Annotated in this window: 22 protein-coding genes; 17 read left to right on the top strand and 5 right to left on the bottom strand. The window is 68.0% G+C overall.

What is annotated here, in order from left to right:
- Positions 1–13: 13 nt before the first annotated feature.
- The 3 genes from BW39_RS12760 to BW39_RS12750 form a co-directional block, all read right to left on the bottom strand.
- Positions 14–1240: a M20 aminoacylase family protein gene (locus tag BW39_RS12760; RefSeq protein ID WP_012207476.1), complete on the bottom strand. Its 1227-nt coding sequence runs from the start codon at positions 1238–1240 to the stop codon at positions 14–16.
- Between the two features lie 134 nt (positions 1241–1374).
- Positions 1375–2523, bottom strand: coding sequence for a porin (locus BW39_RS12755; protein ID WP_043822103.1), 1149 nt, complete (start codon positions 2521–2523; stop codon positions 1375–1377).
- A gap of 182 nt (positions 2524–2705) precedes the next feature.
- On the bottom strand, positions 2706–3761 hold the full coding sequence (locus BW39_RS12750; RefSeq protein ID WP_043822102.1) for a porin: 1056 nt from the start codon (positions 3759–3761) through the stop codon (positions 2706–2708).
- 331 nt (positions 3762–4092) lie between these two features.
- Here BW39_RS12750 and coq7 point away from each other — a divergent pair, with 331 nt between their 5' ends.
- Positions 4093–4710 (top strand): 2-polyprenyl-3-methyl-6-methoxy-1,4-benzoquinone monooxygenase, encoded by a 618-nt coding sequence (coq7, locus tag BW39_RS12745; protein ID WP_012207480.1) that lies wholly within the window; start codon positions 4093–4095, stop codon positions 4708–4710.
- Between the two features lie 106 nt (positions 4711–4816).
- Here coq7 and BW39_RS12740 read toward each other — a convergent pair whose 3' ends face one another.
- Entirely contained in the window at positions 4817–5269 is a 453-nt protein-coding gene (locus BW39_RS12740) for an OsmC family protein (protein ID WP_012207481.1), read from the bottom strand.
- Positions 5270–5635: 366 nt separating this feature from the next.
- Between BW39_RS12740 and ilvA the strand changes: the two genes are divergently transcribed.
- Genes ilvA through BW39_RS12725 form a run of 3 tightly spaced genes read left to right on the top strand, consistent with a single transcriptional unit; the run spans position 5636 to position 8631 of the window.
- A complete protein-coding gene (gene ilvA, locus BW39_RS12735; protein WP_013800662.1) occupies positions 5636–7189 on the top strand; it encodes a threonine ammonia-lyase, biosynthetic in 1554 nt (517 codons plus the stop codon).
- A 30-nt stretch (positions 7190–7219) separates the two neighbouring features.
- The gene (locus BW39_RS12730) at positions 7220–8032 is read left to right on the top strand and encodes an adenosylcobinamide-GDP ribazoletransferase (RefSeq protein WP_043822100.1); all 813 of its coding nucleotides are present in this window, start codon (positions 7220–7222) and stop codon (positions 8030–8032) included.
- Positions 8029–8631 carry a histidine phosphatase family protein gene (locus BW39_RS12725; RefSeq protein ID WP_043822098.1) on the top strand — a complete coding sequence of 201 codons (603 nt, stop codon included), beginning with the start codon at positions 8029–8031 and terminating at the stop codon, positions 8629–8631. Before BW39_RS12730 ends, BW39_RS12725 begins: the two co-directional genes overlap by 4 nt.
- A 6-nt stretch (positions 8632–8637) precedes the next feature.
- On the opposite strand, the gene BW39_RS12720 is transcribed toward BW39_RS12725, so the two are convergent.
- Positions 8638–9111 (bottom strand): type II secretion system protein N, encoded by a 474-nt coding sequence (locus BW39_RS12720; RefSeq protein ID WP_043822095.1) that lies wholly within the window; start codon positions 9109–9111, stop codon positions 8638–8640.
- A 22-nt stretch (positions 9112–9133) separates the two neighbouring features.
- Here BW39_RS12720 and gspG point away from each other — a divergent pair, with 22 nt between their 5' ends.
- The 13 genes from gspG to BW39_RS12660 all read left to right on the top strand — a co-directional run bounded on the left by gspG (position 9134) and on the right by BW39_RS12660 (position 20758).
- Entirely contained in the window at positions 9134–9610 is a 477-nt protein-coding gene (gene gspG / locus BW39_RS12715) for a type II secretion system major pseudopilin GspG (RefSeq protein ID WP_043822093.1), read from the top strand.
- 82 nt (positions 9611–9692) lie between these two features.
- Positions 9693–10148, top strand: coding sequence for a GspH/FimT family pseudopilin (locus BW39_RS29785; RefSeq protein ID WP_052155327.1), 456 nt, complete (start codon positions 9693–9695; stop codon positions 10146–10148).
- Positions 10145–10543, top strand: coding sequence for a type II secretion system minor pseudopilin GspI (gspI, locus tag BW39_RS12710; RefSeq protein ID WP_043822090.1), 399 nt, complete (start codon positions 10145–10147; stop codon positions 10541–10543). The genes BW39_RS29785 and gspI overlap by 4 nt, the downstream gene beginning before the upstream one ends.
- The gene (locus BW39_RS12705) at positions 10544–11251 is read left to right on the top strand and encodes a prepilin-type N-terminal cleavage/methylation domain-containing protein (protein ID WP_043822089.1); all 708 of its coding nucleotides are present in this window, start codon (positions 10544–10546) and stop codon (positions 11249–11251) included.
- Complete coding sequence (gene gspK / locus BW39_RS12700) at positions 11248–12225, top strand: type II secretion system minor pseudopilin GspK (protein ID WP_043822088.1); 978 nt, start codon at positions 11248–11250, stop codon at positions 12223–12225. The genes BW39_RS12705 and gspK overlap by 4 nt, the downstream gene beginning before the upstream one ends.
- 44 nt (positions 12226–12269) lie before the next feature.
- Positions 12270–13514 (top strand): type II secretion system protein GspL, encoded by a 1245-nt coding sequence (gspL, locus tag BW39_RS12695; protein WP_043822086.1) that lies wholly within the window; start codon positions 12270–12272, stop codon positions 13512–13514.
- Entirely contained in the window at positions 13511–14077 is a 567-nt protein-coding gene (gene gspM / locus BW39_RS12690; protein ID WP_043822084.1) for a type II secretion system protein GspM, read from the top strand. Before gspL ends, gspM begins: the two co-directional genes overlap by 4 nt.
- Before the next feature lie 2 nt (positions 14078–14079).
- A complete protein-coding gene (gene gspN, locus BW39_RS12685) occupies positions 14080–14883 on the top strand; it encodes a type II secretion system protein N (RefSeq protein WP_012207493.1) in 804 nt (267 codons plus the stop codon).
- Positions 14884–14886: 3 nt separating this feature from the next.
- Entirely contained in the window at positions 14887–17253 is a 2367-nt protein-coding gene (gene gspD, locus BW39_RS12680; protein ID WP_043822082.1) for a type II secretion system secretin GspD, read from the top strand.
- Positions 17254–17267: 14 nt separating this feature from the next.
- Positions 17268–18629 carry a GspE/PulE family protein gene (locus BW39_RS12675; protein WP_013800651.1) on the top strand — a complete coding sequence of 454 codons (1362 nt, stop codon included), beginning with the start codon at positions 17268–17270 and terminating at the stop codon, positions 18627–18629.
- A 63-nt stretch (positions 18630–18692) separates the two neighbouring features.
- Positions 18693–18977: a hypothetical protein gene (locus BW39_RS12670; protein ID WP_223275171.1), complete on the top strand. Its 285-nt coding sequence runs from the start codon at positions 18693–18695 to the stop codon at positions 18975–18977.
- Between the two features lie 85 nt (positions 18978–19062).
- Positions 19063–20064, top strand: coding sequence for an LLM class flavin-dependent oxidoreductase (locus tag BW39_RS12665; RefSeq protein ID WP_043822080.1), 1002 nt, complete (start codon positions 19063–19065; stop codon positions 20062–20064).
- A gap of 4 nt (positions 20065–20068) precedes the next feature.
- Complete coding sequence (locus BW39_RS12660; protein ID WP_043822078.1) at positions 20069–20758, top strand: helix-turn-helix transcriptional regulator; 690 nt, start codon at positions 20069–20071, stop codon at positions 20756–20758.
- Positions 20759–20835 lie beyond the last annotated feature (77 nt).

The raw sequence follows: 20835 nt of genomic DNA, 5'->3' as shown, positions 1-20835 counted from the left end.
CGCTCCGCCTGCGCTATACGTCCTGCGAATGCAGCGGCATGGCCTGCTCGATCAGGCTGGCGTGCAGGGCAGCGCCCAGCGGCAGCACTTCGTCGTTGAAGTCATACCGGCTGCTGTGCAGCGGCACCCCGGGCTGGGCGCCCGTGGATTGCCCCAGGCGCAGGTAGGCACCGGGCTTGTGCTGCAGCATGAACGAAAAGTCCTCGGCCCCCATGCTGGGCTCCAGCTGCCGGTCCAGGTTCTCCACCCCCACCAGCGACTGGGCCACATCGGCAGCAAAGGCGGCTTCCGTGGGGGAGTTGATGGTGGCGGGATAGATGCGCTCGTAGTTGACCTTGGCCGTGGCACCCAGCCCCAGCGCCACCGCGCTGCACAACTCCTGCAGGCGCTGCTCGACACGGTCCTGCACGGCGGGGTCGAAGGTCCGCACGGTTCCCACCAGCGTTGCCGTGCCCGGCATCACGCTGAAGGCGCCCAGGTCCCCGGCCTGCACGGCGCACAGGCTGATGACGGCACTGTCGATGGCGCGCACATTGCGCGAGACGATGCTCTGCACCGCCGTGGTGATGTGCGCAGCCGCCAGCACTACGTCCACCGTCTGGTAGGGATGCGCACCATGGCCGCCGCGCCCCGTGATCTCGATGGTGATGCGGTCGGCAGCCGCCATCATCGCGCCCATGTTGATGCCCACCGTGCCCGCACGCATGGCGGGCCAGTTGTGCATGGCATACACGGCCTGCATCGGAAAGCGGTCGAAAAGACCATCGGCAATCATGGCCCGTGCGCCGCCGCGCCCTTCCTCGGCGGGCTGAAAGACCAGCACGGCCGAGCCATCGAAGCGCCGCGTCGCGGCCAGGTAGCGGGCGGCGCCCACCAGCATGGTCGTATGGCCGTCATGCCCGCAGCCGTGCATCAGCCCCTGCTTGCCGGACTTCCAGGGAAATTCGTTGTGCTCGACCATGGGCAGTGCGTCCATGTCGGCACGCAGGCCAACCATGGCGCCCGAACTGTGGCCCTGCCCGCGGATCACGGCCACCAGGCCCGTGGTGCCCAGGCCCTCATGGATCTCGTCCACACCGCACTGGCGCAAGGCCTCCTTGACGCGCGCCGCCGTGAAGCGCTCCTCGAATCCCAGCTCCGGATGCGCATGCAGCTCGCGGCGCAGCGCCGTCAGCTCCGGGTGGTACTGGGCGATCTGGGCAAAGGCCCGACCGCCTGCCTTGTATCGAGTGGCTTCCATAGCCTTGGTTCTTTCGCTTCGTTGGCCTGCGCATTACCTTAACGCAGGAAATCGCGCCCGCCCACCGTCAGCCCATCGACAGGAAACAAAAAGGCCTCCCGAAGGAGGCCTTTCGTTGCGCAGACGCTGCGTGCTCAGAAGCGATGGCGCAGGCCGACGGTGAAGCCCGTGCGCTTGGTGGCGCCATTGGCGTCCAGCATCACGCCCGAGCCACCGCTGGTCTTGGTGTGGTCCAGGGCCACATAGGCATCGGTACGCTTGGAGAAGGCGTAGTCGACCACCGCCACCAGGAAGTCTGCCTTGCCATTGAAATTACCCGTGCCCGAGCCCGACTGCTTGGCATGGTAGTAATGCGCGCCCACATTGATCTGGGGCGTGATCTGGTAGCCGAAGCCCATCTTGTACATCTGGCGCTTGTTGGCGTCGCCGGCCACGAAGCCGCCGTTGGACGAGCCCGTCCAGAAGGAATTGAGGATGGCCTGGTCGAATCCACCGCCTGCGGTTGCCGCCGGGAATGCGTCCTTGCGCTTGTTCAGGCCGTAGCCCAGGTTGACGTACCAGGGACCCACACGGTACGAGCCGCCCAGGGTATAGGCATCGACCTTGGTGCCGGCCGGCAGCGTGGTGCCCAGGTAGCCGGCGCCTGCGGAGATGCCGCTTTGCGAATAACGCAGATAGCCGCCGGCCGTCTTGATGGCGCCACCAGGGGCCACGCCGGTGCCGACCTTGTCGAAGGTGTTGTTCTCGTCGAACGAATACTGCAGGGCACCGCGCACGGGGCCGAACTCGGCCAGGTACTTGACCATGTTGCTGGCGCGCGCGCCCATGGACATGCCGATTTCAGGCTTGTAGGCCTCCATGTACGGCGAGTACGGGAAGGAGGCATAGGTGGAGGTCACCAGGTCGAACAGCATGTTGTACTGACGACCCAGGGTGATCTGGCCGAAGCTCTTGCTGCGCAGGCCCACCCAGGATTGCTGGAAGTAGCTGGCTGCAGCCTGCTCGCCGGTGTCGGTGAGGAAACGGGCTTCCAGGTTGGCAATGGCTGCCAGACCGCCGCCCAGGTCCTCGGTGATGTTGATGCCCCAGCGGCTTTGCGACATGCCGCCGCCGATCATCTGGGTCTTGCCGCTCTTGGTCGGGCCTTCATTGGTGGTGTGGCGCACGCCGGCATCGACGATGCCGTACAGCTGCACGCTGCTTTGCTGGGCGAATGCTGCCAAGGGTGCCGTTGCTGCCAACACCGCCAGTGCCACGCTCTTTTTCACGAATGAAGAATTCATTGTGTTGTCTCTCTCTTGTTAACGATTGGTTGGTGGAAATTTCATTCTAGAAACGCTTTTCCCGCCTCGTCACCGTTGGCACAAGCACAACACAGGTCTTTCCCTAGCACAAAACAAAAGAGCCAGTCCGAAGACTGGCTCTTTTTTGCTTCAAATGGCAACTGGCTTACGCCAGCCGTTCATTAGAAAGCGTGGCGGATGCCGACTTGCACGCCAGTCTGGCTTTCGCCAGCTTGCACGCCACCAGCGTACACGCCCTTGGCTTGCAGGCCCAGGGTCGAAGCATCCTTGTTCTTCAGGAATGCCAGGTTGCCGTACAGAGCGGTGCGCTTGGACAGGTTGTGGACGTAGCCCAGAGTGATCTGGTGAGCCTTGGAGTCGATGGCCTTTTGGTCGTACAGAGCGTATTGCAGCTTGACTTCGCCCACGCCGCCGACGGGAGCCGAAGCGCCCAGCATGTAGGAGTTGGTCTTGATGTCGCCGCCGATGTCACGCTTGAACTTGGTCTGTTGCAGCAGGCCGCTCAGCTTGGCAACGCCGAAGTTGTACGAAGCACCCAGGGTGATTTCGTCACGGTCGGTAGCCAGGCCGCCAACGGCAGTCTTTTGCTGGGCCAGGCCCAGGCTGGCGCTCAGGGGGCCGTTGTCGTATGCAACGTAACCGCCGATGTAACGGCCGACGCTGTCAGCAGTACCGATGGTTTGCTTTTCGTCGAAAGCGTAGCCAAAGCCGGCGTTGAAACCGCCGAAGTTGGGGGTGTAGTACGAGATCAGGTTGTTAGCGCGGATGCCGTTGTCGTCGGCGCCTTGGCCAGCTGCCCAGTTACGGAAGCCCATGAATTGGCCGATACCGGTGGCGCTGAACAGGTCGTAGGAGGTCAGCTTTTGGAAGGTCGGGACTTGGTCACGGCCCAGGCGCACTTCACCGAAGTTGCCCGACAGGCTCACGGTCGAACGACGCTTGAAGTTGAAGCCGCTGGCGTTGCCATCGTCACCGAAGATTTCGCCTTCCAGCCAGAAGCCAGCCTTCAGACCACCACCCAGGTCTTCCGTGCCGCGCAGGCCCAGACGGCTCGTGGAAGCGCCGCTGGTGCCCAGGCCGTAACGGCTGTCGCCAGCTGCGTCCTTGTTCACGTAGGCAACGCCAGTGTCGACGATACCGAACAGGGTCACGGAGGATTGAGCCATTGCGGCGCCGGAAGCAGCCAGCACTGCCAGGGCAATCAGAGATTTTTTCATTACGAGTTACTCCAAGGTTTAGAAGGGCGCCGGTCGTGAGGAAGAGAGGCTTGGCCTGATGCTCCACCGGTTTCCCGCGCCAACCTCCTGGTGGGGAAGTTAGGGCCTATTGCACCAGACCACCGCTGCCCATGCAAAGAAATTCACCCACAAACGGGCATTACCCCCCGTTTTTCGTTGCACTGCCGCAACAAACCTGCAAGCCAACACAATCAGGCCCAACCCGAACATCGCGCCGGCCTTGTTGCGCTTGCACAAAGAGAGGGCATGGCGTCCTGGTGTACCGTTCAGACCCTGAATTTGCCAAGATTTTCCGCTCTAGGGACCGCCCATGGACAAGATACTGACTGCCGCCGATGCGGCGCTTCGCACCCTGTTTGCACAGCCTTCCGCCGCCGAACGCTCCCCGGCCGCCGGCATCGCGGAGGGAGAGCTGACCGAGGCACAGCGTCGGCTGTCGGGCGCCTTGATGCGCGTCAATCACGTCGGAGAGGTCTGCGCCCAGGCGCTGTACAACGCCCAGGCCATGGTGACGCGCGACATGGTGCTGCGCGAGCACCTGCTGGAGGCAGCGCGCGAGGAGACCGACCACCTGGCATGGACCCGCGACCGGCTCAACGCCCTGGGCGACCGGCCCAGCCTGCTGAACCCGCTGTGGTTTGCCGGCGCCTTCGCCATTGGCGTGGTGGCCGCCAAGATCAGCGACGCGGCCAGCCTGGGGTTTGTGGTGGAGACGGAGGAGCAGGTGTCCGCCCATCTGGAAAGCCATCTGGGCCTGTTGCCCGAGGAAGACCGCGCCTCGCTGGCCGTGGTGGCCCGCATGAAGGATGACGAGGAACGCCATGCCGCCGCTGCGCGCGAAGCCGGAGCCCTGCAATTGCCGCCTCCCGCCCGCGCCTTGATGCGCCTGGCAGCCAAGGTGATGACGACAACCGCCCACCGCATCTGAACCTTCGGAAACATCTGAAGCAGCATTCCATCCAAAAAAAGCGGGCCTTGCCCGCTTTCTTCATTTCAGGAGGGGCGCCGAGGCGCAAGCCCAGCCATCGGCGGCATCAGGCCTCGACGATGTCGAATCCCGTGGTGATCTCGGCCGTCTTGCCCAGCATGATGGTGGCCGAGCAGTATTTGTCATGGCTCATGGCGATGGCGCGCTCCACCGCCCCCGTGGGCAGGCCCGTACCGCTGACGGTGAACTGCATGTGGATCTTGGTGAACACCTTGGGGTCCGCATCGGCGCGCTCCGAGGTGAGCTTGACGCTGCAGCCTTTGACGGCATGCCTGCCGCGCTTGAGGATCAGCACCACGTCATAGGCCGTGCAGCCACCGGCGCCGGCCAGCAGCATCTCCATGGGGCGGGGTGCCTGGTTCTGCCCTCCGTTGGCGGGGTTGGCCGCATCCGGCGCCCCATCCATATTGACCACGTGGCCGCTGCCCGTTTCCGCCACGAAGCCCATGCCCGAGCGCATGCCGGTCGTGCCGCCTGTCCAACTCACTGTGCATTCCATTGTTGCGTCCTCAAAAAACTGTTGCTATTTTGCATCAACTACACAAAAACCCTGATTTTGTTGCAACGCAGCACCTGCCGTGCATACAATGCACCCAAGCGTTATCTGAAGGGTTAACCCGGACACCCCTCCAGATGGACTGCAGATTGTGAACCAACTTCGCTCTGCATCGCACCAGTTGTCTCCTCCACCTCCTCTATTGGTGGATTCAGCCCCCGGCTTTACAGCCTGGGGCTTTTTTTTGGTTTCGTCGCTCCCGGCCTGTGCAGGACGCTGCACTGCAGCATGATTCACAAGCGCCTATGATGGCCGCCTGACACCGACGGGCCGCCTCCCGGCCTGCTGCTCTCCAGCCTTTCGCCGACGATGAACCACCCCCTGACCCCTGCCGACTACCTGACCAAGATCCTTACCGCGCGCGTCTATGACGTGGCCGTGGAGTCGGACCTGGAGCCCGCCAAGGCGCTGAGCCGCCGCCTGCACAACAAGGTGCTGCTCAAGCGCGAGGACCAGCAGCCGGTGTTCAGCTTCAAACTGCGCGGCGCCTATAACAAGATGGCGCACCTGTCGGCCGAGCAGCTGGAAAAGGGCGTGATCTGCGCCTCGGCCGGCAACCATGCGCAAGGCGTGGCCCTGGGCGCACGCAAGCTCGGCTGCCGTGCCGTGATCGTGATGCCGACCACCACGCCCCAGGTCAAGATCGATGCGGTGCAGGCGCTGGGCGGCGAGGTGGAACTGGCCGGCGAAAGCTATTCCGACGCCTACAAGCACGCCGTCAAGCTGCAAAAGGAAAAGGGCCTGACCTTTGTGCACCCCTTCGACGATCCCTACGTGATCGCCGGCCAGGGCACGATTGCCATGGAAATGCTGAGCCAGCTGCAAAAGCTGGGCAGCCCGCGCCTGGACGCAGTCTTTGTCGCCATCGGCGGCGGCGGCCTGATCTCGGGCGTGGCCAACTACATCAAGGCCGTGCGCCCCGACGTGAAGGTGATCGGCGTGCACACCAAGGATTCGGACGCCATGCTGCAGTCCGTGCGCGCCGGCCACCGCGTGGAGCTGGCCGACGTGGGCCTGTTCGCCGACGGCACGGCCGTCAAGCTGGTGGGCGAGGAAACCTTCCGCATCGCCCAGGGCCTGGTGGACGACTACGTGGTGGTCGATACCGACGCCGTCTGCGCCGCGATCAAGGACATCTTCGTGGACACGCGCTCCATCGTCGAGCCGTCCGGCGCCCTGGCCGTGGCGGCCATCAAGCAGTACGTTGCCAAGCACAAGACCAAGGGCGAGACCTATGCCGCCATCCTGTGCGGCGCCAACATGAACTTCGACCGGCTGCGCTTCGTGGCCGAGCGGGCCGAGGTGGGCGAGGAGCGCGAGGCCCTTTTCGCCGTGACCATCCCCGAGGAGCGCGGCAGCTTCAAGCGCTTTTGCGAAGCCGTGGGCAAGCTGCCCGGCGGCCCGCGCAACGTGACCGAATTCAACTACCGCATCAGCCACGAGAACAAGGCCCACGTCTTCGTGGGCCTGACCACGGCGGCACGCGGCGAGTCCGAGAAGATCGCCAGGAACTTCGAGAAGCAGGGCTTCGAGGCGCTGGACCTGACCTTCGACGACATGGCCAAGGAGCATCTGCGCCACATGGTCGGCGGCCATTCGCCGCTGGCGCAGGAAGAACGCCTGCTGCGCTTTGTCTTCCCCGAGCGCCCCGGCGCATTGTTCAAGTTCCTCAGCCTGATGGCGCCGACCTGGAACATCTCGCTGTTCCACTACCGCAACCAGGGCGCCGACTACGGCCGCATCCTGGTCGGCATGCAGGTGCCCGCCAAGGATGGCAAGAAATTCGACGCCTTCCTGAGCAATCTTGGCTACCCCTGGGTCGAGGAAACCGCCAACCCGGCCTACCAGCTTTTCCTCAAGTGACGGACCTGGCTGGCCGGCACTGACACGCCCATGCAGCCGCTTCGCCACTTTGTCCTGGCCGTCCAGTTCTTCAGCCGCATCCCGGTCACGGGGCGGCTGGCCGCCTGGGCTGGCTGGAGCCCCCAGCTGCAGCACGCCAGCGTTGCCCATCTGCCCGGCGTCGGCTGGCTGGTGGGCGCATGGGGCGCAGCGTGCCTGATGGCAACGGGCTGGCTGCTGGCACCCAGCCCCTGGATGCCGCTGGTTGCCGCCGTTCTTTCCACCGTGGCCACGCTGTGGCTGACCGGGGGACTGCACGAAGACGGATTGGCCGATGTGGCCGACGGCCTGGGCGGCTTTGTCCCGCCCGAGCGCGCGCTGGAAATCATGAAGGATTCGCGCCTGGGCGCCTACGGTGCCATGGCCCTGGTGATGGCGCTGCTGGCCAAGCTATCCCTGGTCGCGCTGCTGGTCGACATCCGCGTGCAATGGGCGGCCTTGCTGCTGTGCAGCATCCATGTGCTGTCGCGCATGGCGCCGCTGGCCCTCATGCAATGCCTTCCCTATGTGGGCCAGGCCGCCCACTCCAAGGCCTTGCACGCCGCGGGTCGGCCATTGGCTGCCAGGGGCCTGGTCGCGGCAATCCTCTGGTGCCTGCCCGCCCTGGCGCTGACAGGCTGGCTGGCGGGCCTGCCGCTCGTCATCGGCCTGGTTCTGCCCGGAGCCCTGGCCACGGCCGCCATGGTGCGCTGGCTGCGCCGCCGGCTGGGCGGCATGACGGGAGATTGCCTGGGCGCTGCCCAGCAGGTTTGTGAACTGGCCATGCTGCTGGGAGCCGCCGCCGTACTGGTGCGCGTGCCATGAACTCCGTCTGCGCCAACCCGGCGCCACGCCTTTGGCTGGTACGCCATGCTCGCCCCCTGGTGGCGCCCGGCATCTGCTATGGCCGACTCGACATGCAAGCCGACGCCCAGGCCACGGCCGATGCGGCGCAGGCCCTGCATCTCGCCCTGCCTGCGGATTGCCAGCTGGTGCATTCGCCCCTGCGCCGATGCCGTCAATTGGCCCGGGCCCTGCAGGCACTGCGGCCCGGCCTGGCATCGGCGGCGGACAGCCGCCTGCTGGAGATGGATTTCGGCGAGTGGGAAGGCCAGCCCTGGGATGCGCTGGACCGCGGCGCCATCGATGCCTGGGCGGCAGACCTTGCCGGGCACGCGCCGGGCCGGGGAGAGTCCCTGTCGACCATGCTGCGCAGGGTGGATGAGGCCTTGCAGCAGGCGAGCAGGGGTTCGGTGGGCGATGGCACCGCACGCGACACCGTCTGGATCACCCATGCCGGCGTGGCGCGCTGCGTGCAATGGCTGATGCGCGAAGGCAGCGCCCTGCCCCGGGCGGCCCAATGGACGCTGCCCGCGCCTGACTTTGGCGGCTGGCTGGTGCTGGACCTGCCGTTGCCGCGTTGACCGGGATCAGCGCTTGTCGGGCAGGGGAATCTGCAGCGTGATGGAAGCCGGGCCATCGACCCTGGGCCCTAGGCGCGCCTCGCGGCCCGACACCGACTGCAGCACCACGCCGTCTTCCACGGCGCGCCCCACGCGGAAGGGCTTGGCCGGCTGGTTGCCCACGGCGATGACCGCCGCGCCGCCGCCGCTGTCGCGCCCGGCCAGCACACCGACCAGCGCATAGCGCGAGACCACAGGCGCTGCAGCGGGGGCGACGGCGCCCTGCGCGGCTGCCACGCCTCCCAGCGCCTGCGCCAGCGCGGGCGCATCGACCTGCAAGGGCTCGGCGGGCGCAGGTGGCACGGGCGCTCCCGAGCCGCCGTTGCCCAGGCGCATGGCCCAGAAAGCCACGACGCCGGCAGCCAGCAGCCAGAGCACGAATGTGGCCGCCTTGACATGCCAGGTCCGGGCCTGGCCGCGGTTCAATGAAAGTGTCACCATCGCGCGATTATGATGGAGCGATATGTCCAATTTGCTGCACCGTTCCATGACCAGCCTTCCCCGCCATCCGTTGCCTGCCCTGCGCACTGCCGTCCAGCGCGGCTTCACGCTGATCGAGCTGATGGTGGTCCTGGTCATCATCGGCGTGCTGGCGGCCCTGATCGTGCCCAATGTGCTGGACCGCGCCGACGATGCCCGCGTCACGGCTGCACGCACCGACATCACCAACATCTCCCAGGCGCTCAAGCTCTATCGCCTGGACAACCAGCGCTACCCCACGGCGGAGCAGGGCCTGCAGGCCCTGATCGTCCGCCCCACGAGCGGACCGCTGCCCAACAACTGGAAGCCCTACCTGGAAAAGCTGCCCAACGATCCCTGGGGCCGCCCCTACCAGTACCTGAATCCTGGCATCAAGGGCCCCATCGACATCATGTCCTTTGGCGCCGACGGCCAGGCCGGCGGAGAGGGCAAGGATGCCGACATCGGCAGCTGGCAATAAGTCGATGGCCCGGGCGACGGCCCGCAGGGGCCGCGCCGCACCGCACCACAGGCCCGCACTCCCGGCGGGCCTGCCTGCTCTCATGCCCCGCCAGACCGTTCCCACCTCCCTGTCCACCCCTTCGCGCGGCTTCACCCTGCTGGAGCTGATGGTCGTCATCAGCATCATGGCGATTGCCGCCGCAGGCGTGAGCCTGTCGCTGCGCGACAGCGGACAGGCACAGCTGGAGCGCGAGGCCGAACGCCTGGCCGCGCTGCTGGAGTCGGCCCGCGCCCAGGCCCGTGCCAACGGCGTGCCCGTGCGCTGGCGGCCCATGCCGCAGGGCTTTCGTTTCGAAGGACTGCCGGCCAGCGCGCAATTGCCTTCCCAATGGCTGCAGCCCGGTGTGCAGGCGCAGCCGGCCACGCCGCTGGTGCTGGGCCCCGAGCCACTGATTCCGCCCCAGTCCGTCACGCTGACGCTGCGCGACTCCACCAGCCCGCCGCTGCGCGTGGCCACGGATGGACTGCGGCCCTTTGCCGTGCAGTCCCTGCCATGACAGCCCTCCACGGACTGAGCCGAAAGCACGGTGCCCCCAGGCGCCCGGCACGCGGCTTCACGCTGATCGAGGTGCTGGTGGCCCTGGGCATCGTGGGCATTGCGCTCATGGCCGGTCTGCAGGCCACATCGGCCCTGACACTCAATGCCGAGCGCCAGTCCGAGGTGCTGCTGGCCCAGCTGTGCGCGCAAAACGAGCTGGTGCGCATGCGCCTGTCGCGCCAGATGCCGCCCGTGGGCGACAACAGCCTGACTTGCGAGCAGGGCGGCCGGCAACTGCAGGTCCGGCTCAGCGTGCGGCCCACGCCCAATCCCAGCTTCCGCCGTGTCGATGCCCTGGTGGTCACGGCAGAGCACCCCGTGCTGCGCGTATCCACCATCGTGGGACGCTTCTGAATGCGCTTGCGCCACCCTTCCCGCACGCACGGCTTCACCCTGGTGGAGCTGATGGTGGCCATCGCCGTCATGGCCCTGCTGGCCCTGGTGAGCTGGCGCGGGCTGGACAGCATGGTGCGCTCGCAGGAGACCATTCGCGCCCGCAACGAGCAGCAGATGGTGCTGCAGACCGTCATCGCCCAATGGAATGCCGACCTCGAAGCGCTGATGCCGCTTGAAAACACGCAGGTCATCGACTGGGACGGCCAGGTGCTGCGCATGACCCGCAAGAGCAGCGCCGCCGTGGACGACGGCGCCGTGGTCGTCGCCTGGGCGCGCCGCCAGACGGCAGGGCGCGACCAGTGGCTGCGCTGGCAGTCGCCGCCGCTGCGCACGCGCGCACAGTGGCGCGATGCCTGGAACCAGGGATCGCAATGGGGGCGCAACCCCTCGGACGACCAGCGCCGGCGCGAAACCGTGCTGACGCCCCTGGACCAATGGCGCCTGTACTACTACCGCGACAACGCCTGGAGCAATCCGCAGTCCAGCGGCTCGGACAACGGCACGGGCACGGTCAACCCGCCGTCCGGCGGCACCAACGGCAGCGCGCAGCTGCCCACGATTCCCGACGGCATCCGCGTCGAACTGACCCTGCCGCCCGACAGCGCCATTCCTGGCCGCGTCACCATGGACTGGGTCAACCCCTTGCGCTCCAACAGCCGATCATGATGCGCGCACCCCGCCCCCTGCCCGGCCGCCGCCGCCACCGTGGCGTGGCCCTGCTGGCCGCCATGCTCACGGTGACCCTGGTGGCCACGTTCGCCGCCACCGCGCTGTGGCAGCAGTGGCGCAGCGTGGAGGTCGAGACCGCCGAGCGCAACCGCATGCAGGCCGCCTGGATCCTGCTGGGTGCGCTGGACTGGTCGCGCGTGGTGCTGGCCGAGGATGCGCGCACCAGCCTGCAGGTGGACCATCTGGCCGAACCCTGGGCCGTGCCGCTGCAGGAGGCGCGCCTGTCCACCTTCCTGGCGGCGCAGAACAACGTCAGCCAGGTCGATGACGGCATGGCCGACATGCAGGACGCCTTTCTCTCGGGCCAGATCATCGACCTGCAGTCGCGCCTGAACCTGCGCAACCTGCTGAGCGCCCCCGACAAGCCCGAAACCCTGCGCCCGCTGTCCCGCCTGCTGGAGCGCCTGAACCTGCCCCCTGCCTATGCCACGCAGATCGTCCAGGCCCTGCGCGCAGCCGCCACCCCTGGCGAGGGCGCGCAGTTACTGATGCCGCGCACGCTGCGCCAGTTCGGCTGGCTGGGCCTGCCGCCCGAGGTCGTCGCGCGCCTGGAGCCCTACATCACCCTGCTGCCCGAGAACACGCCCGTCAACCTCAACACCGCCAGCGCCGAAGTCATCTGGGCCAGCGTGGAGGACCTGACCTGGTCCCAGGCCAGCCAGCTGGTGCAGTTGCGCGCATCGCGCCCGCTGCGCAGCCTGGCCGATGCCTCCAACGCGCTGGGCCTGCCGCAGAAATTCGAAGGACAGAACCTGTCGGTGGCCACCAGCTTCTTCGAGGCGCGTGGCCGCATGCGCCTGGGCGAGATCGTGGCCAGCGAACGCTCCATGTTGCGTCGCAACAACATGACAGTCACTACCATCTGGCGTGAGAGGGGGGACTGGGGATTGCCCGAAGCTCCCGCGCCATGACAGATGGCTGTCACACTCGCCCCCTACAATGCCCGCTTCCGCCCATGAGCACCTTGATTCTTCATCTGCCTGCGGGCCCCGCTGGCGAATACGCCTACGCACTCAGCAGTGACGGCCTGCGCGCCGACCGGCATGGCCACGCCGCCGCAGGCCTGCTGCCCGATCCTGGCCGCACCGGCCAGACGGTTGCCGTGGTGCCGCACCAGACCTTGTCCTGGCATCTGGTCAGCCTCCCCCATGGCGTGCCTACGGGAAGCCGGCGTGGACATGTGCGCCTGCGCGCCGTGCTCGACGGGCTGCTGGAAGAGCGTCTGCTCGACGAGCCCTCCCAATTGCACCTGGCCCTGCAGCCGCAGGCACGCGCAGGCGAGCCCTGCTGGGTTGCCGCCTGCAACAAGGCCTGGCTCCATGCCCACCTTCAGGCCCTGGAATCCGCAGGGCGGCCCGTGGGCCGCATCGTGCCGGAATGTCCGCCCCAGGCCACGCCCCAGCTCTGGGCCGTGGGCTCACCCGAATCGGCCTGGCTGCTGGCCACCGGGCTGAGCACCGCCCCGCAGGGCATGGACTCGCTGGCCTGCCTGCCGCTGCGCACCGACAGTGCCGACCCTGCCATGCTGGCAGCCCTGCTTCAGGCCCTGCCCCCCGACACCCCGATCCAGGCCGACCCGGCGCTGGCCCGCGCCGCCGAGGCCCTGCAGCGCCCCGTCAGCCTGCTGACGGACGCCCAGCGCGGCCTGGCGGCCCGCGCACAAAGCTGGGATCTGGCCCAGTTCGACCTCGACCTGGGCGGCGGCAGCCGCACACGGCGGCGCATGCTCGACGGCTGGCAAAGCTTTCTGCGCGCGCCGCAATGGAAGGCCGCGCGCTGGGGCGCCGTGCTCGCCCTGCTGGCCCAGGTAGTGGGCCTCAATGCCTGGGCCTGGACCGAGAACCGCGCCATCGCAGCCAAGCAGGTCCAGGTGCGCTCCACGCTGGCCACCAGCTTCCCCCGCGTGCCCGTCATCGTCGACGCGCCCGTTCAAATGCAGCGCGAAGTCGCCACGCTGCGCCAGACCGCCGGCGCGCTGACTCAGGGCGACCTGGAGCCCCTGCTGGCCGCCGCATCCCGGGCCCTGCCCGCTGGACAGTTGCCCCAGGCCATGGACTACCAGGACCGGCAGCTGCGCCTCAAGGGCGTCTCCCTGGAGGCCGAGGCACTGGAGCAGGCACAACAACATCTGGCCGGCAGCGGCCTGCGACTGCAGCGCGACGGCGCCGACCTGCTGCTTGCCCAGGAGGCCCGGCCATGAACATGCGCGCATCCCGCCAAAGCCTGGCACCCCTGCGCGCGCGCTGGAATGCCCTGGCGCCGCGTGAACAGAACATGACCCTGCTGGCCGGTGGCGTGGTGGCACTGGCCCTGCTGTGGTGGGTGGCCCTGGCCCCCGCCCTGCACAGCCTGCGCACCGCGCCCGAACGCCATGCCCAGGCCGACCGCCAGTTGCGCCAGATGCAGCTGCTGCAGGCCGAGGCCGAGCAGCTGCGCGGCAACGCACGCCCCGTGGTCGGCGATGCCAAGGCGCTGCTGCAAAGCTCGCTGTCCGCCGAACTGGGCGCCTCCGCCCAATTGAACTGGATGGGCGACCGCGCACAGATCACGCTCAAGGCCGCACCCGCCGCCGCACTGGCGCGCTGGCTGGCCCAGGTCCGCAGCAACACCCACGCCGTTCCGGCCGAGATGAAGCTGGCCCGCAGTGCATCTGCAAGCACTGCCGCCGCCTCCGGCGCAGCAGGCGCAGGCGCTGCCGATGCCGTGCGCTGGGACGGCAGCCTGGTGCTGGACCTGCCCGTCGATCCGTCGCGGGCGCCTTGAGCATGCAACGCAAGCCCCGCACCCAGCCGGCCCTGCGCGCACCGCGCGGCTGGGCGCTGGCCGGTGCCCTGTGCGGCCTGGTGGCCACCACCGTCGTCTGGGCGCCCGCCGCCTGGCTGGCGCGCGGCGTGGATTCGGCCACGCAGGGCCAGGTGCTGCTGCAGCAGCCGCGCGGCACGCTGTGGAATGGCTCGGCCTCCCTGGTCTTCACCGGAGGCGCCGGCAGCCGCGACCGCACAGCCCTGCCCACACGGCTGGAATGGACGCTGCGCCCGCGCCTGGACGGCGCCCGCATACAACTGCGCAGCGAATGCTGCACACCCACGCCCGTGGTGCTTGACCTGCTGCCCCGCTGGCAGGGCCTGAGCGCCGTGGTGCATGACAGCGACACGCGCTGGCCCGCCTCCCTGCTGTCCGGCCTGGGCACGCCATGGAACACGGTGGACCTGCAAGGCCAGCTGCGGCTGGCCACGCAGGCCCTGCAACTGCAGCTGCTGTGGCAATCGGGCCGCTGGCGCAGCGAAGGCAGCACGCGCCTGGAGGCGCTGGCCGTATCCTCACGCCTGTCACCGCTGCGCCCGCTGGGCAGCTACCGGCTGGACATCCTCGGGGGCGACAGCCCGCAACTGCAGCTCAGTACCCTGACCGGTGACCTGCGCCTGAGCGGCCAGGGCCAATGGGTGGGCCAGCGGCTGCATTTCCAGGGCGAGGCCTCGGCCAGCCCGGAGCGCGAAACCGCGCTGTCCAACCTGCTCAACATTCTGGGACGGCGCCAGGGGCCCCGGTCCATCATTTCCTTTGGTTGATCCATGACTCAGCAGCACACGACCCCGTTCTGGCGCAACACCCTGCACACGCTGGCCGTCAGCGCCATGCTGGCCTGCACCGCTGGCACCGCCCAGGCCCAGCAGACCAATGCACCGGCCGGCACCACGCCCAGCCTGCGCCCCGGCGAGCCTGTGACACTGAATTTCTCGGGCGCCGACATCGAGGCCGTCTCGCGCGCCATCGGCGCCATCACCAATCGCAACGTGGTGGTCGATCCGCGCGTCAAGGGCCAGATCACGCTGCTGACCGACAGGCCCGTGCCGCCTGCCACCGCCTACCAGCAGTTCCTGGCCGCGCTGCGCCTGCAGGGCTTCACCATTGTCGAATCGGCCGGCCTGTACAAGGTCATCCCCGAGGCCGACGCCAAGCTGCAGGCCAGCGAAGTGGCCGTGGGCGCGAGCCGCAGCAGCGCGGGCAGCCAGATCGTCACCCAGATCTTCAAGCTCAACTACGAGAACGCGGCCAACCTGGTGCCCGTGCTGCGCCCGCTGATCAGCCCCAACAACACCATCAACGTCAACCCGGGCAACAACTCACTGGTCATCACCGACTACGCAGACAACCTGCAGCGCATCTCGCGCATCGTGGCGACCATGGATGTGTCCAACGCCACCGATGTCGAAATCATTCCCCTGCGCCATGCCGTGGCCACCGACATGGTGGCCCTGGTCTCGCGCCTGATCGAAGGCGGCACGGCCAGCCCCGGCGGCCTCACCGTGACCGCCGGCGGCGCCAATATTCCGGGCCAGAGCGACAACGCCTTCAAGACCTCGCTGATGGCCGAGCCGCGCAGCAACTCCATCGTGCTGCGCGCGGCCAACCCCGCACGCCTGGCCCAGGTGCGCTCGCTGATCGCGCGGCTGGACCAGCCCGCCATGAACGGCGGCGGCGACCAGGGCAACATCCATGTGGTCTATCTGAAGAACGCCGACGCCGTGGCGCTGGCAGCCACCTTGCGCGCGGCCATAGGCGCCCAGGCCACGGCCGCGGGCACGGCCAGCGGCCAGCCCGGTGCGGGCGGCACCACGCCGCAGGGCGGCGGCATGTCCTCCATTCCCACCTCGCAGCCCGTGGTCTCGCGGGACTCCAGCGGCACGGCATCCATGGGCATGGGCTCGTCCTCGGGCCTGGGCAGCGGCGGCGGGGGCGGCGCGCTGGGCGTGGCCCAGCAACCCTCCACGGGCGGCATGATCCAGGCCGATCCTTCGACCAATTCGCTGATCATCACGGCCCCGCCGCCCGTCTATCGCCAACTGCGCGCCGTGATCGACAAGCTCGACGGCCGCCGCGCCCAGGTGCTGATCGAAAGCCTGATCGTCGAAATCAAGGACAACCGGCTGGCCCAGTTCGGCATCCAGTGGCAGGCCATGCTCAGCAACAACGGCCGTGTGATCGGCACCCTGGGCACGAACTCCAATGTGGCGGGCGCCAACATCCTGAACCTGCTCGGCCTGGTCAAGGATGGAGGCCTCGACGGCAGCGCCATCACGGGCGACACGCTGACCAGCCTGAGGGGCACCAACCTCGGCTTCACGCAGCGCGTCAACGGCAAGGACACTCTGGGCTTTCTGGCCAACTTCCTGCAGAACAGCGGCGACGCCAACATCCTGTCCACGCCCAACCTGATGACGCTGGACAACGAGGAGGCGCGCATCATCGTGGGCCAGAACGTGCCCATGGTCACGGGCTCCTACGCCAGCAACTCCACGGGCGGCACGGTCAACCCGTTCACCACGGTGGAGCGCAAGGACGTGGGTCTGATGCTGCGCGTGCGCCCGCAGATCAACGAGAACGGCACGGTGAAGCTGGCCGTGTTCCAGGAAGTCTCCTCGGTGGACGAGTCCACGCGCAAGGACACCAACGGCCTGACCACCAACAAGCGCTCCATCGAGTCCAACGTGCTGGTCGAGGACGGCAACATCGTCGTGCTCGGCGGTCTGATCGACGACAACTACTCCCAGGCCGAGGACCGGGTGCCTCTGCTGGGCGACATCCCCGTGGTCGGCAACCTGTTCCGCAACACCAACCGCAAGCGCAACAAGACCAACCTGATGGTCTTCCTGCGCCCCGTGGTGATGCGCGATGCGACTGCGACCAATCAGGTCTCTTCCGAGCGCTACGAAGCCATCCGCGCGCAGCAACAGAGCCTGCAGCCCGAGCCCAGCGCCCTGCTGCGCTCGGTCAACGCCGCGCCCGTGCTGCCCACGCTGACGCCGCAGCCGGACCCCGGCTCGTTCACCAACCCGGCCGCCATCGTCAACGTGCCGGGCGCAAAGCCCGAGCTGATCGACTTCCCCCAGCCGCAGCCCGCCGCTCCCGCCGTGCCGGCAGCCCCCGGCGCGCTCTGAGGCAGGAAGGCCCCATGCGCTATCCCCTGCCCTATTCGTTTGCGCGCACCAGCCAGCTGCTGATCGAGGACGACGGCCACGAGCCCCTGCTCTGGCACGGCCCCTCGCCCGACTGGCAGGCCCTGTCCGAAGTCCAGCGCAAGCATGCGGTGCAGCGCTGGCAGATGCTGGATGCGGGCACGCTGGCGCACCGCATCAGCGCCGCCTATTCGCAGGGCGAGTCCAGCGCGGCCCTGGTGGTCAGCGAGGTCGAGTCCGACGCCGACCTCTCGCGCATGATGCAGGAGCTGCCCGCCGTCGAGGACTTGCTGGAGACTGCGGACGACGCACCCATCATCCGCATGCTCAACGCCCTGCTCACGCAGGCCGCGCGCGACGGCGCCAGCGACATCCACATCGAGCCCTACGAGCGCCACTCCAGCGTGCGCTTTCGCGTGGACGGCGACCTGCGCGAGGTCGTGCAGCCCAACCGGGCCCTGCACGCGGCGCTGATCTCGCGCCTGAAGATCATGGCCGACCTGGACATCGCCGAAAAGCGGCTGCCCCAGGACGGCCGCATCAGCCTGCGCCTGGGTACGCGCGCCATCGACGTGCGCGTCTCCACCCTGCCCAGCGCCCATGGCGAGCGCGCCGTGCTGCGCCTGCTGGACAAGAGCGAGAGCAAGCTCAGCCTGGAGGCCGTGGGCATGCAGGGCGAGACGCTGAGGCGGTTCACCCACATGACGGCGCAGCCCCACGGCATCGTGCTGGTCACAGGCCCCACGGGCTCGGGCAAGACCACCACGCTGTACGCGGCGCTGTCGCGCATGGACGCCAGCCACAGCAACATCATGACGGTGGAAGACCCCATCGAGTACGAGCTGGCCGGCGTGGGGCAGACCCAGGTCAACGCCAAGATCGAGCTGACCTTCGCCAAGGCCCTGCGCGCCATCCTGCGCCAGGACCCGGACGTGATCATGATCGGTGAAATCCGCGACTTCGAGACCGCGCAGATCGCCATCCAGGCCTCGCTGACGGGCCACCTGGTGCTGGCCACGCTGCACACCAACGACGCATCCAGCGCCGTCACCCGCCTGATCGACATGGGCGTGGAGCCGTTCCTGCTGTCGTCCTCCCTGCTGGGCGTGCTGGCACAGCGCCTGGTGCGCAAGATCGACACCACCGAGCCCAGCGGCTACCGGGGGCGCACCGGCATCTTCGAGATGCTGGTGGTGGACGACACCATCCGCGCGCAGATCCACCGCCAGGCCAGCGAGGCCGAGATCCGCGACACCGCGCTGGCCTCGGGCATGCGCCTGATGCGCGACGATGGCGAGCGCCTGGTGCGCGAGGGCATCACCACGCCCGAGGAAGTGCTGCGCGTCACGCGCGACTAGGCGCAGGCGGCCACGCCCGACCCTGCGCAGCACGGGGCATCCCCGTTTGCCACAATGGTCGGCATGTTGGAATCCCTACGCGCCTGGAGCGCTCCCTATGGCGGCGACCTGTTCCTGTGGGTCGCCACGCTGAGCCTGATCAGCTACATCGCCCTGTGGTGGTTCAAGTCCCGGCTGTCCACCAGCCAGCTGCGCCGCGTCATCCGCCTGTCGGCGCTGGTGGCGCTGCCGCTGTCCTGGCTGGCCATCCAGCAGGGCGAGAACCATCTGGCGGCTGCCATCCTCCCCCTGGTCTGGTGCGTGGTGCTGGGCATCACCTGCGCGCGGGAAATGTCCAGAAGAAACTGAGTGCGCGAACGCGCACCAGGAATGCCCTGGCGCGGCAAGGCCCGCGCCGCCCCCACCCACCGTGAACTGGAAGTTGGAACCTGCCATGACATCATTCAATGAAGTCCGTCTGTCCATGCTCGACCTCGTGGCCGTGCGCGAAGGCGGCACCGTCGCCGAGGCCCTGGACATTGCGCTGGCCACGGCCCGCAAGGCCGAGGAACTGGGATTCGAGCGCTACTGGCTGGCCGAGCACCACAACATGCCCGGCATCGCCAGCTCGGCCACGGCCGTGCTGATCGGCCACATCGCAGGCGGCACCTCGAAGATCCGTGTGGGCTCGGGCGGCATCATGCTGCCCAACCATGCCCCGCTGGTGGTGGCCGAAGCCTTCGGCACGCTGGCCGAGCTGTACCCGGACCGCATCGACCTGGGCCTGGGCCGTGCGCCCGGCACCGATGGCGCCACCATGCGCGCCCTGCGCCGCGACCGCGTCGAGACCGAGGAAGACTTCCCGCGCGACGTGATGGAGCTGCAGCGCCTGCTGGGCCCGGCCACGCCCGAGCAAAAGCTGGTGGCCACGCCCGGCGCGGGCACCAACGTGCCGATCTGGCTGCTGGGCTCCAGCCTGTTCTCGGCCCAGCTGGCCGCCCACCTGGGCCTGCCCTACGCCTTTGCCTCGCACTTCGCGCCGCGCATGCTCTACCAGGCCGTGCAGCTGTACCGCAGCCTGTTCAAGCCGTCGGCCCAACTGGCCAAGCCCTACGTGATCGTCGGCGCACCCGTGATCGCCGCGCCCACTGATGACGAGGCCGAGTACCTGGCCAGCAGCACCTACCAGCGCGTGCTGGGCATCATCACGGGCCGGCGCGGACTGCTGCCGCGCCCCATCGAGAACTATGCGGCCCAGCTCGGCGAGCAGGAGCGCCGCGCCATCGGCGACTTCCTGGCCGTGGCCTCCATCGGCGGCCCTGACAAGGTGCGCACGCGCCTGCAGAAGCTGCAGGCCGACACCGAGGCCGACGAGCTGATCCTGGTCAGCGACGTGTATGACCGCGACCTGCGCCTGCGCTCGCTGGAGATCACGGCCGGCGTCATGGGCCGCTGAAGGCATGAGCCGCTCCGCCCGGCTGCTGCAGCTGATCGACCTGCTGCGCCGCGCGCGCCTGCCCCAGGCCGGGCCGGTGCTGGCCCGGCAGCTGGACGTGAGCCTGCGCACCCTGTACCGCGACATTGCCACCCTGCGCGAGCAGGGTGCAGCGATTGCGGGCGACCCGGGTGTGGGCTATGAGATGCGGCCCGGCTTTCTGCTGCCGCCGCTGATGTTCACGCCCGATGAGCTGGAAGCCCTGCTGCTGGGCGCGCGCTGGGCCAGCCGCCAGGCCGACCCCGAGCTCGCTCAGGCCGCCACCGCCGCGCTGGACCGCATACGCAGCGCGCTGCCGCTGGAGCTGCGCATCGAGGTGGACACCAGCGGCCTGCTGGTGCCGCCCATCTGCCACGAGTCCGTGACCGAGCCCTGGCAGACCGCGCTGCGCCTGGCGATACGGCGCCAGCACCGGGTGCAGCTGCACTACACGGATGAGAAGGGCCAGCCGACCGAGCGCCAGATCTGGCCTTTTGCCATGGCTTTCTTCGATCAGCGGCGCATTCTTGCGGCCTGGTGCGAACTGCGCCAGGACTTCCGCCATTTCCGCGCCGACCGCGTGCGCTCCGTCACCGATCTGCAGGAACGCTATCCCGACCACCGCAGCGGCCTGATCGAACGCTGGTCGCGGCAACTGGGCTACACGGTCCGCTGACACCACTGCTGACAAAAACTGTCAGCATGGCCTCCTACAGTCGCTCCCATGGCCTTCTCGCCATGCATTCAAACCAC

This window comes from Delftia sp. RIT313, from assembly GCF_000632165.1.
GTDB classification, from domain to species: Bacteria; Pseudomonadota; Gammaproteobacteria; order Burkholderiales; family Burkholderiaceae_C; genus Comamonas; species Comamonas acidovorans.
This window is presented reverse-complemented; position numbering and strand designations above follow the sequence as displayed.

What these genes read in the sequence shown, in the direction of transcription:
- gspM (WP_043822084.1), top strand. Translation starts at nt 13,511, where the DNA reads ATGAACATGCGCGCATCCCGCCAAAGCCTGGCACCCCTGCGCGCGCGC.
- BW39_RS12725 (WP_043822098.1), top strand. Translation starts at nt 8,029, where the DNA reads ATGAACTCCGTCTGCGCCAACCCGGCGCCACGCCTTTGGCTGGTACGC.
- gspG (WP_043822093.1), top strand. Translation starts at nt 9,134, where the DNA reads ATGTCCAATTTGCTGCACCGTTCCATGACCAGCCTTCCCCGCCATCCG.
- ilvA (WP_013800662.1), top strand. Translation starts at nt 5,636, where the DNA reads ATGAACCACCCCCTGACCCCTGCCGACTACCTGACCAAGATCCTTACC.
- gspK (WP_043822088.1), top strand. Translation starts at nt 11,248, where the DNA reads ATGATGCGCGCACCCCGCCCCCTGCCCGGCCGCCGCCGCCACCGTGGC.
- BW39_RS12705 (WP_043822089.1), top strand. Translation starts at nt 10,544, where the DNA reads ATGCGCTTGCGCCACCCTTCCCGCACGCACGGCTTCACCCTGGTGGAG.
- gspL (WP_043822086.1), top strand. Translation starts at nt 12,270, where the DNA reads ATGAGCACCTTGATTCTTCATCTGCCTGCGGGCCCCGCTGGCGAATAC.
- BW39_RS29785 (WP_052155327.1), top strand. Translation starts at nt 9,693, where the DNA reads ATGCCCCGCCAGACCGTTCCCACCTCCCTGTCCACCCCTTCGCGCGGC.
- BW39_RS12720 (WP_043822095.1), bottom strand. Translation starts at nt 9,111, where the DNA reads ATGGTGACACTTTCATTGAACCGCGGCCAGGCCCGGACCTGGCATGTC.
- BW39_RS12755 (WP_043822103.1), bottom strand. Translation starts at nt 2,523, where the DNA reads ATGAATTCTTCATTCGTGAAAAAGAGCGTGGCACTGGCGGTGTTGGCA.
- gspN (WP_012207493.1), top strand. Translation starts at nt 14,080, where the DNA reads ATGCAACGCAAGCCCCGCACCCAGCCGGCCCTGCGCGCACCGCGCGGC.
- BW39_RS12660 (WP_043822078.1), top strand. Translation starts at nt 20,069, where the DNA reads ATGAGCCGCTCCGCCCGGCTGCTGCAGCTGATCGACCTGCTGCGCCGC.
- BW39_RS12730 (WP_043822100.1), top strand. Translation starts at nt 7,220, where the DNA reads ATGCAGCCGCTTCGCCACTTTGTCCTGGCCGTCCAGTTCTTCAGCCGC.
- BW39_RS12740 (WP_012207481.1), bottom strand. Translation starts at nt 5,269, where the DNA reads ATGGAATGCACAGTGAGTTGGACAGGCGGCACGACCGGCATGCGCTCG.
- BW39_RS12665 (WP_043822080.1), top strand. Translation starts at nt 19,063, where the DNA reads ATGACATCATTCAATGAAGTCCGTCTGTCCATGCTCGACCTCGTGGCC.
- BW39_RS12675 (WP_013800651.1), top strand. Translation starts at nt 17,268, where the DNA reads ATGCGCTATCCCCTGCCCTATTCGTTTGCGCGCACCAGCCAGCTGCTG.
- gspD (WP_043822082.1), top strand. Translation starts at nt 14,887, where the DNA reads ATGACTCAGCAGCACACGACCCCGTTCTGGCGCAACACCCTGCACACG.
- BW39_RS12670 (WP_223275171.1), top strand. Translation starts at nt 18,693, where the DNA reads ATGTTGGAATCCCTACGCGCCTGGAGCGCTCCCTATGGCGGCGACCTG.
- gspI (WP_043822090.1), top strand. Translation starts at nt 10,145, where the DNA reads ATGACAGCCCTCCACGGACTGAGCCGAAAGCACGGTGCCCCCAGGCGC.
- BW39_RS12750 (WP_043822102.1), bottom strand. Translation starts at nt 3,761, where the DNA reads ATGAAAAAATCTCTGATTGCCCTGGCAGTGCTGGCTGCTTCCGGCGCC.
- BW39_RS12760 (WP_012207476.1), bottom strand. Translation starts at nt 1,240, where the DNA reads ATGGAAGCCACTCGATACAAGGCAGGCGGTCGGGCCTTTGCCCAGATC.
- coq7 (WP_012207480.1), top strand. Translation starts at nt 4,093, where the DNA reads ATGGACAAGATACTGACTGCCGCCGATGCGGCGCTTCGCACCCTGTTT.